The sequence below is a fragment of the Pseudomonas sp. UMAB-08 genome (genome assembly GCF_900095225.1).
Lineage (GTDB): Bacteria > Pseudomonadota > Gammaproteobacteria > Pseudomonadales > Pseudomonadaceae > Aquipseudomonas.
Genome location: NZ_LT607414.1, coordinates 250,924 through 264,698 on the forward strand (window position 1 = coordinate 250,924; position 13,775 = coordinate 264,698).

Consider the following 13,775-nt stretch of genomic DNA (forward strand, 5'->3'; position numbering starts at 1 on the left):
CGCGCCACACCATAATCAAAATAACGAGGTGAAAGGCTATGTATAAAATTCTGATCGCAGACGATCACCCTCTGTTTCGCGAAGCCATCGCCAACGTCATCAGCGACGGATTTCCGGGCAGCGAAGTGATGGAAACGGCAGATCTGGACAGCGCGCTGGCACTGACCCAGACCCATGACGACCTCGACCTGATTCTGCTCGATTTGAATATGCCTGGCATGCACGGTCTTAATGGCCTGATCAATCTGCGCAACGAGGCCCCCACTATTCCTGTGGTGATCGTGTCCGCCGAACAAGACAAACAAATTGTGCTGCAAGCCATTACTTACGGTGCGGTGGGCTTTATCACCAAGTCTTCGCCACGGGCGCAAATGACCGAAGCGATCGAGCAGATCCTCAACGGAAATGTCTACCTGCCTTCGGACATCATTCGGGCACAGAGGCCCGGCACCCGGCGCAGCATGAACAACGCACCGAACTTCCCACCTGAGTTGCTGCAAGCCCTGACCCGCAAGCAATTGCTGGTGCTGGAACGGATGACCAAGGGCGAATCGAACAAACAGATCGCCTACACCCTGGAAATTGCCGAAACCACGGTCAAGGCCCATGTCTCGGCAATCCTGCGCAAACTCAACGTGCATAACCGCGTGCAGGCGATTCTCAGCGCCGGGGATATCGATTTCGCTGCGTACCTGCGGCGTTGATCAGACTGCCGATCGGCCCAGTAAATGGCTGATCGCGGTTTTGAGCTTCATCGGCCGCACCGGCTTGTGCATCAGGGTGTGGCCCAGCTCACGCATTTGCAGCTTCAGTTCGTTACTGTAATTGGCCGTGATCATCAGCGCCGGCAAGGGTGAGCCGCGTCGGGCGTTGATCGTTGCCACCGCATCGACGCCATTCTTGTCATCGTCCAGGTGGTAATCGGCAATCAGCAAGTCCGCGTCGGCATGGTAATTCTCTACCTGCCGCGCCAGGTCCTGCTCAGAGAGTGCGGTCACCACCTGGCAGCCCCAGCTTTCGAGCAAGGTGCGCATGCCGGCGCAAATTGCCGCATCGTTGTCCAGCACCCAGATACGCGCACCCCGCAAGCGTTCCATCATCGGTTCGGTAATGCACGACTGCACGAGCGCCTTGGGCGCGCTGAGGGTCACCGGCACCTCAATGGAAAACATCGAGCCCTTGCCGGGCCAGGAACGTACGCTGACCTTGTGCCCCAGTATGCCTGCGATTTTTTCGACAATCGCCAGCCCGAGCCCGAGCCCGCGATCCTGATTCGGCCGTTGCACATCGCCGCGTTTGAACTCCTGGAAAATCTCCTCCAGCTTGTTCTCGGCAATACCGATGCCCGTGTCCCAGACCTCGATAGACAGACGCTGACGATGCCGACGGCACCCCAACACCACGCGGCCGGTGGTGGTGTATCGGATGGCGTTGCTCAGCAGGTTGCGCAGAATACGCGCCAGCAATTGAATATCGCTGCGTACCAGCACCGAGCACGGCACGAACTTCAGAACCAGGCCCTCGCTGCTGGCAATTTGCGCATACTCGACGGCCAGGTTTTCCAGCAGTTCGCTCAGGGCAAACGGCGCGATATCGGCTTTGATCACACCGGCATCAAGCTTTGAGATGTCCACCAGCGTGCAGAGTAAATTTTCCACGTCTTCCAGCGAATTGCTGACATTACGCACCAGAATCGCATTGGCCACCGGCTCGCGTCGCTCCAGCAAGGCACTGGTAAACAGGCGTGCGGCGTTTAGCGGCTGAAGCAGATCATGACTGACAGCGGCCAGAAACTTGGTTTTCGACAGGTTGGCCTGTTCGGCTTCGAGCTTGGCTTCACGCAGGCGCGACTCTACGCGACTGCGTTCGTCGATCTCGCGCAGGAGCTGACTGTTGAGGGTGGTCAGCTCGGCCGTGCGTTCGCGGACGCGCAGCTCAAGGTTCTGATAGGCCTGGTGCAAGGCTTCGGCGGTACGGCGGCGCTCGGTGATATCCCGGATCAACACAAAAATGCCGACCACTTCGCCACTGGCCAAACGGTTGGGCACGTAGGAGCGCAGCATGTATCGCTCCTGATTGTTGATGTTGATCTCGGGGCATTCAAAGGTCACGCTTTCCCCGGCAAGGGCGCGTTCAACATAGGTTTCCAGACGCTGATAATGCTCTTCGCTGTGAACCTCGCGCAGGCTCTGCCCGAGCATCACGCCGCGCGGCCAGCAGTACCATTCCTCGTACACCTTGTTGGTGAACTCATAGACCAGGTCGGCGTTCAGGTAAGCAATCAGCGCAGGTACGTGGTCAGTAATCAGGCGAATCCAGCGCTCGCTTTCGCTGAGGGCTTCAGCATGCTGATAGCGTTCGGTGATGTCGGTGAAGGTGTTGACGAAACCGCCGGTCGGCAATGGATGCGTGCGGATTTCAAGGACCCGCCCGTCGAACAACCGCTGTTCCCGCTCATGGATCACTCGACCGTTGGCGTCGCGGCTGGCCGGTGTCAGCAGATCCAGCTCGCTGTCAGCGATCACCTCGGCAAAAGGCCGGTGCGCGGCGACCGGGGCCAGCCCGCTCAACTCCAGAAAGCGCCGATTCCACAGTTCCAGAATGCCATCGGCATTAACCATCGCCACACCCTGGGACAGGTTATCGACAGCCCTCTGCAGCAGGTGCGACTTCTGCGCGACGGCCTGTTCGCGGCGCACGGTTTCGTTGACTTTGACTTCGGTGATGTCGGTAAACAGGATCACCCGGCCGCCCTCTCGGGTCGGTCGCTCACTGACCTGCAACCAGCGGCCGTCGTTCAGACGATACAACAGGTGCTCGTCAGCGCTGTGCCGTGGTTCTTCGATAAACAGCCCGGTGCTGGCCATCAGACGCTTGACCTCCGCCAAACGCATACCACCGATAATCCGCACCCGGCTGTTGGCCCAGAACGCTTTGAATCGGCTGTTGAACAGGACGATGCGCTGGTCCTCATCAAACAGCACGAACGCATCGGAAATACTTTCGATGGCATCCACCAGATGCTGGTGCGCCGTTTCAGCGCGCAGGCGGGCCTCGCTGAGCAGGTGATTGCTGGCCTTGAGTTCGGCCATCGCATGGTTCAACGCATCGGTGCGCTCCCTGACCTGTTCGGCCAGGACCACCGAATGCTGAAAGGCCGCATAAGAATCATTGCCACGCGCGGTACCGGACTCGACCCGCTCAATCAGGGCCGTGTTGATCCGCCGCAGCTTTTGATTATCCCGTTGCAGTTGTGCGATGTGCTCGAGCAATTCAGCGGGGGAAGGAGGCTGCACGGTTTCGTCCAATGGCAACGCCGGTGAAGGTCTGGTTGATGTGCATGCCATTGAACTGTTCTCCGTAGGTGTTGAAACCTATCACCCGATGCTCGCGCAGAAAGTCGCCAATCTGTTGGACGCTGCCATCGGCTTCCAGCTCCATGCGCCGCAGAAAGCAGTCGCAGCCTATGGTCAGCAACAACGAGCCCAAACGCTCCTGCAAGCCGTCGAACAGGCCCTGCAGGTTGGGCAGCAACGGACCCGGGGTCATGGCAGTCAGCACAATGCCGTTCTCCACCGCGCAGTAAAAACTCAGGCTCAGGTCATGGTTGACCTGTTGAATAGCCCTGACGTAGTACTGATCGTTGATGCGAACGGCTAACGGGTGCGCAGCAAAAACCCGGTGATTGAGTTCGGCCACCGGCACCCCGATGATCTGCGCATATTCCTCGGCTGCAGGCTCGGCATTAAGCTCGTAAACCCGGCGCATGGTGCTGTCGGCACGGGTGACCACGAGTTTTTCCGCACGCGGCAGAATGTGGTGCGTGGTGAAAACTTCGAAGTCCAGCCAGGTATTGACCAACAGCACCACCGCGGCGCCACTGTGGAATTCGCCGCCAAAATACACGTGAGTGTGGGTCAGGTAATTATCGTCTCCGGCAGAACCACCGAAGTGCGGGATATCGCCCAGGGCTGCACTCAGCGCGGCGAGGACCATCTCCTCGCGGCTGGACAGGCCGTCGAGCAACGTCAGGGCGAAACTGTTGCCTTTGATCGGCGCCAGGGTATTGCTCCGACAATCTCCAACCAGTCGTTCGACCATTTGCTGGGCGTCGATCAGGCTGAAGCGTTCCATTTCATCAATCAGTTCAGCGGCAATAGAGAAATGCCGATGATCAAAGCCCACCGCCGTCACACAACCACGGCCGTAACCCTCGGGAGTAATTTCGCCGGCGCTGGTACAGCCGACCACGCGAATGCCTCCAAAGCTTTGCTGCAAGGCGACACCCAAGGCCTGTAAATCGTATTCAGCCGAGCAGAAGAACAGCACGAAGCCCAAGTGCGGATGCAACAGTTGCCGCGCCAGTTCCTGCGCCACCTCTTGCGCCCCGGTTGCCATCGACATCGCGCTCACTACGCCGTCGGTTTGGGCTTGCTGCATATAGTCGCCTCCCGAAAGTGCGTTGTCTGATAGGCCAGTCTACGAAGACTGGACCCGGCCCCGTATCCTACTTGGGTAGTGGGTAGCCACTCCGATAGGATGAGACCGCCACATTGAGGCGCTTAAACAGACTCAGGGTGCCTGGCATAACGCTTGCGCAAAAAAGCCCGCGTCCACAGTGGAGTGCATATTCCCTGTGGAAGCAGGCCTTTGACCAGGCGTCGCGTGTGAATCCCGCCTGATTACCAGGTCAGGACAGCACCCACGGCAAAGGTATTGGTGTCTTCGTTCTGGGCGACGGTGTCATGCCCACGGATTTTGAACTGGTTGTACTCGACCACCAATTTGAGGCTGTCGTTGACGTCATGGAACAGCGCGATACCACGCGTATCGTAATCGGCGCCGCTGCCGACCACCCCGTTGCCATCGTCATTGGTTTTGCCGTACGACAGCGCCAGGCGGTTCTTGCCCAGCTTGTAGGAGCCCTGCATCAGGTAACCAACGCTGTCTACCTCACGCAGCGTCGCCTTGCCGGCATTGTTGGTGAAGAACGGGTTGATACCCTTGGCCTGGAAACCCGAACCGGTCAGAGACAAGCCGCCCATCTTCGCCTGAACCCCATAACCCAGCCCTTTTGACGTGACCGAATTCACACTCGAATCGGTGTTGTCCGAGGTTTGATAGCTGCCGTTGACCCAGCTGTAGATCTTCGCCCCGGCCACATCGAACTGGTAAGTAACCTCGCTCTCGGTCCGTGGATTCTTCTGGTATGCCTTGCCCAGTGCGCTGCTGTCATTGGTGTCAACAGGGTCCATGATGCCCACTGCGACCCGCAGACCGTCCATGACCGGCGTGCGGTAAGTGATCTGCGAGGTGGGAAACGGGTACGGATAACCGGTACCGATGTTGCCGAACGACACCCCGCCACCGTCTACCAGGCCCAGGCTATCGCTGACCTGACCATAGCCGGAAAGCATTTCGTCGAGCAGGATGTTGGAGCGTGCAAACAGGCCAAAGTCCTTACCGATCAGCACCTCACCCCACTCGGGTTTGGCGACGGTGCCGTAGAACTGGCGGACATCGATGGCGGTAGCCGTGCCATCAGTCTGGCTATCGTTGATGGTGACCCAGAGCGACGCACGAGCGCCCAGCTTCAGATCATCGACTTGCTTGCCCATGTTGAAGCCGATGTAGTTGGGCAAGAAGCCCATTTTCACCCGTGCCTGGTTACGATCATATTGATCGCCCGCCCGGTCAACTTTGCTGTTCACGTAGAAGGTGTTGACGTAACCGTCGGTGGAAAATGTCGTCTGGTCCTTGTCATATAGCATGATCTCGGCATTGGCCAGTTGGCTCAAACTGAGGGTGGACAGGCCGGCAATAAGCACAGGCAGGAATCGACGTTGAAAATTCTTATTGTTGTGCATGGCGCGCTCCGCAACAGGGACGAGATGTCGGAGGCGATTATCAAAAGGTCTGGCCCTCAGCCATACGCTGCCTTGGCCGCAATGTGTCAGTGCTTTAGGTTGGCGGGTATAACCCGCCAAGCAAGGTGTAAGACTACCGTTACAACATGGATCGAAACTTAAGTACTGCACCTCGCGCCCCACCCGCCCGGTTCTCGGTTATAAGTGCGGTTCGGTGAAACTAAACCGGGGCTCGACAGGTCATTGGCAGGGCACTGCTCACGCTGTCGTGCGTTGCCCTTTTTAAAGAGAACATCCTTGGCCACTCCCTCAGACCGCAGAAACCGATTTTCTCTGGATGGACTCAACTTCTTTCTTGCGGATGTACGCGACGGACTAGGACCCTATCTGGCGATTTACCTGCTGGCCGTACACCATTGGGACCCGGCCAGCATTGGCTTGGTGATGACCCTGGCCGGGATTGCCGCGCTGGTGACTCAGACACCGGCCGGAGCGTTGATCGATAGAACCCATAGCAAACGTGCGGTCATCGTAATTGCAGCCCTGCTGGTCACTGCCAGCTGTCTGGTGCTGCCTTTCCTGAGCTCGTTCAGCCTGGTGGCGCTGACCCAAGCCATCAGCGCAATAGCAGCATCGGTGTTCGCCCCTGCAATTGCTGCGATTTCACTGGGCATTACCGGACCAAGAGCGTTCACCCGTCGAACCGGGCGTAACGAGACCTTCAACCATGCCGGCAACGCCTGTGCGGCACTGCTCGCAGGTGGGTTTGCTTATCTGTTCGGCCCTGTTGCCGTGTTCTACCTGATGGCCGCCATGGCACTTGGCAGTGTGATTGCGGTCAGTTTCGTCTCGGCGCGGGCTATCGACCATGACATCGCCAGAGGCTTCGACCCCGGTCACACCGCGCAGACGGACCATCCCTTGGGCCTGGCCGTGTTGCTGACCAACAAACCTTTGCTGCTGTTCGCCATTTGCTGTGCGCTGTTCCACCTAGCGAATGCCGCGATGTTGCCGCTGGTGAGCCAGAAGCTGGCGCTGGTCAATTTGCTGATGGCCACTCCGCTGACCTCCGCCTGCATTGTCGCTGCCCAATTGGTCATGGTCCCTGCCGCGTTGCTGGTCGGTGCCAAGGCCGATCAATGGGGACGCAAACCGCTACTACTCGCTGGTTTCCTGATCCTGCCATTGCGCGGGGTGCTCTACACCCTGTCCGATGATCCCTATTGGCTGGTCGCCGTGCAGATGCTCGACGGTGTTGGCGCAGGCATCTTTGGCGCACTTTTTCCCTTGGTCGTGAAGGACCTCACGCATGGCACCGGCCGCTTCAACGTCAGCCTCGGCGCGCTCTCGACCGTGTTTGGTCTGGGCGCAGCACTGAGCACGGGGCTGGCAGGGCTGGTGGTGCAGCAAGCGGGTTACAGCGCTGCTTTCCTGACACTCGCCGCTATTGCCGCAGTGGCATTTCTTTTACTATGGCTGGCCATGCCCGAAACGTTGCATTGGGCTCGGAACACCCCCCTCCGATCTGCCGTTAAAATCATCCCGATTGCCTCGCGATGATCGATTCCCGTTATCTCGCCTTTAGCCTCACGCCTGAGTAAAAACAATGCCTGCATTCGATCCAACTATGGTCATCTGGACAGTGGCGGCCCTGGCAACCTGCGGGATTATCCTGCGCCCATGGCGGGTGCCTGAGTATGTCTGGGCGGTGTGTGCCGCCGTGTTACTCACAAGTCTGGGGTTTATTCCGCTCCACTCGGCTCTGGCGGCGATGGCCAAGGGCAGCGATGTTTATCTGTTTCTGATTGGCATGATGGTGCTGGCTGAACTGGCGCGTCAGGAGGGGCTCTTCGACTGGTTGGCCATGTATGCAGCGCAACATGCCCGGGGTTCGGGGCAACGACTGTTCGACCTGGTGTTCCTGGTCGGCACGCTGGTGACGATATTTCTCTCTAACGACGCCACCGCCGTGGTACTGACCCCTGCCGTTTACGCCGCGGCCAAAGCGGCCAAGGCAGAGCCTCTGCCCTACCTGTTTGTCTGCGCCTTCATCGCTAACGCAGCAAGCTTTGTACTGCCCATCTCCAACCCCGCCAACCTGGTGGTTTTCGGCAGCCACATGCCACCACTGATGACCTGGCTGTGGCAGTTCACCCTGCCCTCCATCGCAGCGATTGGCCTGACCTATATCGTGCTGCGCTTCACTCAGCGCAATCATCTGCGCAAGCCGTTGGAAACCGTCATTACCCTTCAACCGCTGTCGAGCGGCGCACGTCTGACCGCATTCGGCATCGTACTGACTGCGGTGCTGTTGCTGTTGGCGTCGGCGCTTGACCTGCAATTGGGCCTGCCGACCTTCTGTGCCGGGCTCGCGACCGCGAGCCTTATCCACGTGCGCCAGCGTCTGAACCCGCTACCGGTGCTCAAGGGCGTGTCCTGGGGCGTGCTGCCGCTGGTGGCAGGCTTGTTTGTGTTGGTCGAGGGGTTGGCGCAGACAGGCGTGATCAATACCCTGGCGCATGCATTGGCGTCGTTGGCCGAACACTCCACCCTCCAGGCGACCTGGGGTGCCGGGATCATCGTGGCCATCGCCAGCAACATGGTCAACAACCTTCCAGCAGGCCTGATCGCCGGGTCGGTGGGCGAGATCGATCATCTGCCCACGGCCATCACGAGTGCGCTATTGATCGGTGTCGACCTGGGGCCAAACCTGTCAATTACCGGCTCGCTGGCTACGCTGCTGTGGCTTATTGCCGTGCGCCGCGAAGGCGAACACGTCAGTGCTATCGACTTCCTGCGCCTGGGCATTCTGGTGATGCCGCCCGCATTGATCGGCGCACTGGCGGCGTTGTCACTCAGCGGAGTCTGAGGCCCGGCAAGCTCTATCCAGGACGCGGCAACTATTCAGGCCGCTGTCCTGGCAAGATCCGCTTCAGGGTGTTGTCGCCCACCCAGTAATGGTGAAAAAGCCCTGCCGCCGCATGCAACCCGATCAGCCAGTAACCGGCACTGCCGATCAACTCATGCCAGTCCTTGAACTGGCGGGCTAATGCGGGATCGACGCTGACTGGCGCAGGCAGCACGAAACCGAAATAAGGGATCGGTTTGTCCCCTGCACCTAACATCAGCCAAGCGAGTATCGGCGTAGCGATCATCAGCCCGTAAAGCGCCAGGTGCGTCAGGTGTGACATGCCGATCTGCCAGCCCGGTGGACGCGGCAAAATGGGCGGACTGGGTTTCAAACGGGCCAGCAACCGGACCCAGACCAGCGCGAAGATCGCCAACCCGAACAGTGAATGCAGCCCGAGAAACATCCCCTTCAGCGCATGCCCTCGCGGCAAGAGCCCCTTGATTTCAATACAACCGTAGACACCGACGAACAGCGCCAGCATCAGCCAGTGCAGGGTGATCGATAGTTTTCCATAACGTTGCGGCACTGCGCGGTTGTTCATGAGCGGACCTCTCGAGTGTCGTGGTGTGCTGCCCCAGTCATTTGGGCTTTCAGCACCTTGGCTGACGAGTCTTAAGCCAGTCTGAAGACTGACCGGATACGACCTTAGACGTACGTGGGCGAACCTTCAGACTTCGCTAAGAATTGGCGCCGATACTCTGAACCTGACTACCCACGGGAGGAGTTCTTTCAATGCCAGGTTTCGACTGGAACATCCGGTTACCCCTGCATTTCGGCAACACCGACGCACCTGACATGAGCTTGGTCAGGGCCCTGCCAGGTGAACCAAAACGCTCAGAATTCGAAGCTTATATTCAACAACGCTTCCACCTGGCCCACGGGGCCGAGATCCGCCAATTCATGCCTGAGCTGTTCGGGTTGAGCAATTCAGCGGGCGGGCTGAGCGCCGTTGCCGGGGTGCGTCTGGCAGCTTCAGGACCGCTGTTTCTCGAGCATTATCTGGATGAACCCATCGAACCATTGATCTGTGCCGCCGCCGACCGCCCGGTTGACCGAATAGGTATTGTCGAGGTCGGCAATCTCGCCGCAAGCGATACCGGCAGTGCACGCCTGAGCATCATCACCCTCACCTGGCTACTGGCCATGGGCGGACTGGAGTGGGTGGCGTTTACCGGCAACGTTGGACTGGTCAATAGCTTCCATCGCCTGGGATTACGCCCCGTGACCCTCTGTGCCGCCGACCCGCAGCGACTGGGTGAAGAGCAACATGCCTGGGGCAGTTATTACCAAAGCCAGCCGTCTGTGCATGTCGGCAATATTCGCGCTGGCTTCATTCATTTGCGCAATGTGGGGCTATTCAATCGCCTCGGTTTGCCATCGACGTCCGAGATGATCAGCCATGTCGCCTGAACTGGAAGGGTTCAAACAGATTCTTCGCCACCATGCCGAAAAAAAACCTGACGCCTTGGCGTTATGGGGGGATGAGCAGCGGCTGGATTACGCCACCCTGTACGCAGAAGTCGTCTATCGGCAACAGCGCCTGAGCGAAGAACGCGTCAGCGTGGTTGCCCTGGCCCTGGAGAACGGCCCTAATGCCCTGCTTTGGGATCTTGCAGCACTGTTCGAAGGGCTCACCTGCCTGACGTTGCCGCCTTTTTTCAGCCCCGCACAACGTCACCACTGCCTGGAGCAAAGCCAGGCCGAGCTGGTCATCGCCGACACCGATCAGGCTACTGAACTGACAACGGCTGGCTATACACAGGTCGGAGAATTCTGGCGCCGATCGTTTTCCGGCACAACGCGCATGCCCCAAGGCACCGCGAAGCTGACGTTCACCTCAGGCACCACCGGAACCCCAAAAGGCGTATGCCTGAGTGCCGACAGCCTGCTAAGGGTGGCCAGGGAACTGGACCTGGCCAGCCGCGCTACCGAGTCCCGCCATCACCTCGCCCTGCTTCCCCTGGCCATTCTCCTGGAAAACCTGGGGTGCTATGCCGCGCTCTATGCGGGCGCCACGCTAAGCTTGCCGAGTCAGAAAAAACTCGGGATTCAGGGCGCCAGTGGCGTGGATATCCCCCGCCTGCTCGGCACTCTTGCCGAACGGCGTCCCGAAAGTCTGATCCTGGTGCCGCAACTGCTTCTGCTATTGGTCAACGCGGCTGAGCTCGGCGCATTCAACGCCTCGACACTGCGCTTCGCAGCGGTGGGCGGGGCCAAGGTGTCGGTTGAATTGTTGCGGCGCGCACAACGGATCGGCCTGCCGGTCTTTGAGGGCTATGGCTTGTCGGAATGCGCTTCGGTGGTGTGCCTGAACCATCCCGGCGCCAACCGCCTGGGCAGTGTCGGCAAGCCCTTGCCCCATGTGAAGGTCCGCCTTGCTGAGGACGGGGAAGTGCTGATTGGCGGCGCTCCGATGCTCGGTTATCTGGGCGAAGCGCCTGAGGCCACGGGTTGGTGGCACAGCGGTGACCTGGGCGAATTTGACGCGGAGGGTTATCTCTACCTCAACGGCCGCAAGAAGCATCAATTCGTGACCAGTTTTGGTCGCAACGTCAATCCCGAATGGGTCGAGGCCGAGCTGACACAACGCAGTCATATCGCCCAGGCTTTTGTGTATGGCGAAGCAATGCCGCGTAACCACGCGCTGCTGTGGCCGCACAAACCGGACTGCACCGACGAGGAAATCACCGCCGCCGTCGCCCAGGCCAACGAAAACTTGCCCGACTACGCCCAGGTTCATCAATGGACGCGTCTGGAACAACCCTTTACCCCGGCCAACGGCCTGCTCACCGCCAATGGTCGTCCACGGCGCGAAGCCATTCTCGAACGCTACCGGCATCAACTCATTTCATCGGTTTACCCTGAGGTATCAGCATCATGAGTTTCTTCGACACACTGCAAGAAGCCACCCAGCGCGAACGCCAGGAATTATTTAGCTTACCCATCATTCGCCAAGCCCTTGCTGGTCAGGTCAGCCTGGAAAGCTATCGCGCTTTTCTGACCCAAGCCTATTACCACGTTCGACACACGGTCCCGTTGCTTATGGCGTGTGGTGCCCGCCTGCCGATCCGCCTGGAATGGCTGCGTGGGGCCGTCTGTGAGTACATCGACGAAGAGTACGGCCATGAACAATGGATTCTGAATGACATTTCGGCCTGCGGCGGCGACGCCGATGCTGTCCGCGAAGGACGTCCAGAGCTGCCGATCGAGTTGATGGTCAGTTTCCTCTATGACTTGATCGCGCGGGACAATCCCGTCGGCCTGTTCGGGATGGTCAACGTACTCGAGGGCACCAGCATCGCGCTGGCCACACATGCCGCCGACAGTATTCGCGAACACCTTGAGCTTCCCGCCACTGCCTTCAGCTATTTGAGTTCTCACGGTTCATTGGACGTGGCGCACATGCAGACCTATCGCCGGTTGATGGATCGCCTGGAAGACCCGGCCGACCAGGCCGCCGTCATCCACGCCTCGAAAGTCGTCTACAAACTGTACGCCGACATGTTCCGTGCCCTGCCGAGCGCAGCGGCCGAGGAGAATGTGCATGCAACTCTCTGAGGCCAGGGTCGTCCTGACCGGTGCCAGCGGCGGGATCGGCCTGGCCATCGTCGATGCTCTGTGCGCAAAAGGCGCTCTGGTATTGGCGGTGGCTCGACATAAAGCGCCACTTGAGCGGTTACTCGCGCTTTATCCGCACAATCTGCGCTGGGTATCAGCCGACCTCACAACGACCACTGACCGTAGAAAGGTATTCACCACGGCCGAGGAAATGGGCGGTGTGAACATGCTGATCAATGCTGCCGGGGTCAACCACTTCGCCATGCTTGAACAGTTGGACGATGCAGAAATCAACGCCATGCTGGCGTTGAACATCAGCGTCCCCATCTGCCTGACACGCACGTTTCTGCCTCTGTTGAAAGACGCTGAAAGCGCCATGGTCGTCAATGTGGGGTCCACCTATGGCTCCATTGGTTTCCCGGGTTACGCCAGCTATTGCGCGAGTAAGTTCGCGCTGCGCGGGTTCTCCGAAGCCCTGCGTCGCGAGCTGGCCGATACCCGGGTTGGCGTGCTGTACGTGGCGCCCCGTGCGACGCGCACCTCCATGAACAGCCCCGCCGCACAAGCCTTGACCGATGCACTGAAATCAAACGTCGACGACCCACACATCGTCGCTCAGGCGGTTGTCCATGCGATTGCCGGTGATCGTCGCGAGCTCTACCTGGGCTGGCCTGAACGCTTCTTCGTCCGCTTGAACAGCCTGCTGCCGAACCTTGTGGACCGCAGCCTGCGTAAACAACTGCCCTTGATCCGGCGACTCAGTGTCCGGCAAGAAAAAGAGAAATCAAAACCATGAAAAAGCTCTGTATCTACCTACTTTTCGGCGTATTGAGCAGCCCGGCGTGGGCCTTGGAAAGCGCAGATCAGGAGCGCCTGACTGCCATCCAGCAAAGCTGGGCCCATATCCAGTACGAACTGCCAGCCGAGCAACGTGCTGCTGCGTTTGAAAAGCTTGCAGCACAAGCGTCGGCGTTCACTCAGTCTCGGCAGTCCGTTGCCGAGGCCTGGATCTGGTCCGGCATCGTTACCAGCAGTTGGGCCGGTGCTCAAGGCGGACTGGGGGCACTGGGCAAGGTCAAGGTCGCGCGCACCGATCTCGAAAAAGCCATGGCACTGGACCCGAATGCGCTGCAAGGCTCCGCCTATACCAGCCTCGCAGCACTCTATGATCGCGTTCCCGGCTGGCCCGTCGGCTTCGGTGACGCGGAAAAAGCCGAACAGCTCTTGAAACAAGGCCTGCAACTCAATCCGACAGGCATAGACAGCCTGTACTTTTGGGGTGACCACCTTTATCGTCAAGGTCGTTATGCCGAAGCCAAGGCAGCCTTGCTCAAAGCCTTGCAAGCGCCCCCACGTCCCGGCCGGGAAACCGCCGATACGGGTCGCCGCCAGGAGATCCAGGCATTGCTTGGGGAGGTAAACAAGAAAATTAACTGACA

At 59.2% G+C, this 13,775-nt stretch carries 12 protein-coding genes; 8 read left to right on the forward strand and 4 right to left on the reverse strand.

The features are described 5' to 3' along the window. Positions 1-38: 38 nt before the first annotated feature. Positions 39-704 (forward strand): response regulator transcription factor, encoded by a 666-nt coding sequence (locus K0F75_RS01150; RefSeq protein ID WP_219059928.1) that lies wholly within the window; start codon positions 39-41, stop codon positions 702-704. Here the strand turns inward: K0F75_RS01150 and nahK are convergent, their stop codons facing one another. The 3 genes from nahK to K0F75_RS01165 form a co-directional block, all read right to left on the reverse strand. Then, on the reverse strand, positions 705-3,347 hold the full coding sequence (gene nahK / locus K0F75_RS01155; protein WP_219059929.1) for a hybrid sensor histidine kinase/response regulator NahK/ErcS': 2,643 nt from the start codon (positions 3,345-3,347) through the stop codon (positions 705-707). Continuing rightward, a complete protein-coding gene (nosP, locus tag K0F75_RS01160) occupies positions 3,274-4,440 on the reverse strand; it encodes a nitric oxide-sensing protein NosP (RefSeq protein ID WP_219059930.1) in 1,167 nt (388 codons plus the stop codon). The genes nahK and nosP overlap by 74 nt, the downstream gene beginning before the upstream one ends. A 242-nt stretch (positions 4,441-4,682) precedes the next feature. Beyond that, positions 4,683-5,867: a porin gene (locus K0F75_RS01165; RefSeq protein ID WP_219059931.1), complete on the reverse strand. Its 1,185-nt coding sequence runs from the start codon at positions 5,865-5,867 to the stop codon at positions 4,683-4,685. Positions 5,868-6,164: 297 nt separating this feature from the next. Between K0F75_RS01165 and K0F75_RS01170 the strand changes: the two genes are divergently transcribed. Together K0F75_RS01170 and K0F75_RS01175 are read left to right on the forward strand one after the other, a co-directional pair. Continuing rightward, a complete protein-coding gene (locus K0F75_RS01170; RefSeq protein ID WP_219059932.1) occupies positions 6,165-7,427 on the forward strand; it encodes an MFS transporter in 1,263 nt (420 codons plus the stop codon). Positions 7,428-7,473: 46 nt separating this feature from the next. Continuing rightward, positions 7,474-8,736: an arsenic transporter gene (locus K0F75_RS01175; protein WP_219059933.1), complete on the forward strand. Its 1,263-nt coding sequence runs from the start codon at positions 7,474-7,476 to the stop codon at positions 8,734-8,736. 31 nt (positions 8,737-8,767) lie between these two features. On the opposite strand, the gene K0F75_RS01180 is transcribed toward K0F75_RS01175, so the two are convergent. Next, positions 8,768-9,319 carry a cytochrome b gene (locus K0F75_RS01180; RefSeq protein ID WP_219059934.1) on the reverse strand — a complete coding sequence of 184 codons (552 nt, stop codon included), beginning with the start codon at positions 9,317-9,319 and terminating at the stop codon, positions 8,768-8,770. Between the two features lie 191 nt (positions 9,320-9,510). Here K0F75_RS01180 and K0F75_RS01185 point away from each other — a divergent pair, with 191 nt between their 5' ends. The 5 genes from K0F75_RS01185 to K0F75_RS01205 are packed head-to-tail and all read left to right on the forward strand — an operon-like array spanning position 9,511 to position 13,773. Then, complete coding sequence (locus tag K0F75_RS01185) at positions 9,511-10,188, forward strand: thermostable hemolysin (protein WP_219059935.1); 678 nt, start codon at positions 9,511-9,513, stop codon at positions 10,186-10,188. Next, positions 10,178-11,659 carry an AMP-binding protein gene (locus K0F75_RS01190; protein ID WP_219059936.1) on the forward strand — a complete coding sequence of 494 codons (1,482 nt, stop codon included), beginning with the start codon at positions 10,178-10,180 and terminating at the stop codon, positions 11,657-11,659. Before K0F75_RS01185 ends, K0F75_RS01190 begins: the two co-directional genes overlap by 11 nt. Next, positions 11,656-12,336, forward strand: a complete 681-nt coding sequence (locus tag K0F75_RS01195; RefSeq protein ID WP_219059937.1) for a TenA family transcriptional regulator — start codon at positions 11,656-11,658, stop codon at positions 12,334-12,336. Before K0F75_RS01190 ends, K0F75_RS01195 begins: the two co-directional genes overlap by 4 nt. Further along, positions 12,323-13,132 carry an SDR family oxidoreductase gene (locus K0F75_RS01200; protein ID WP_219059938.1) on the forward strand — a complete coding sequence of 270 codons (810 nt, stop codon included), beginning with the start codon at positions 12,323-12,325 and terminating at the stop codon, positions 13,130-13,132. The genes K0F75_RS01195 and K0F75_RS01200 overlap by 14 nt, the downstream gene beginning before the upstream one ends. Continuing rightward, entirely contained in the window at positions 13,129-13,773 is a 645-nt protein-coding gene (locus tag K0F75_RS01205) for a tetratricopeptide repeat protein (protein WP_219059939.1), read from the forward strand. Before K0F75_RS01200 ends, K0F75_RS01205 begins: the two co-directional genes overlap by 4 nt. Positions 13,774-13,775 lie beyond the last annotated feature (2 nt).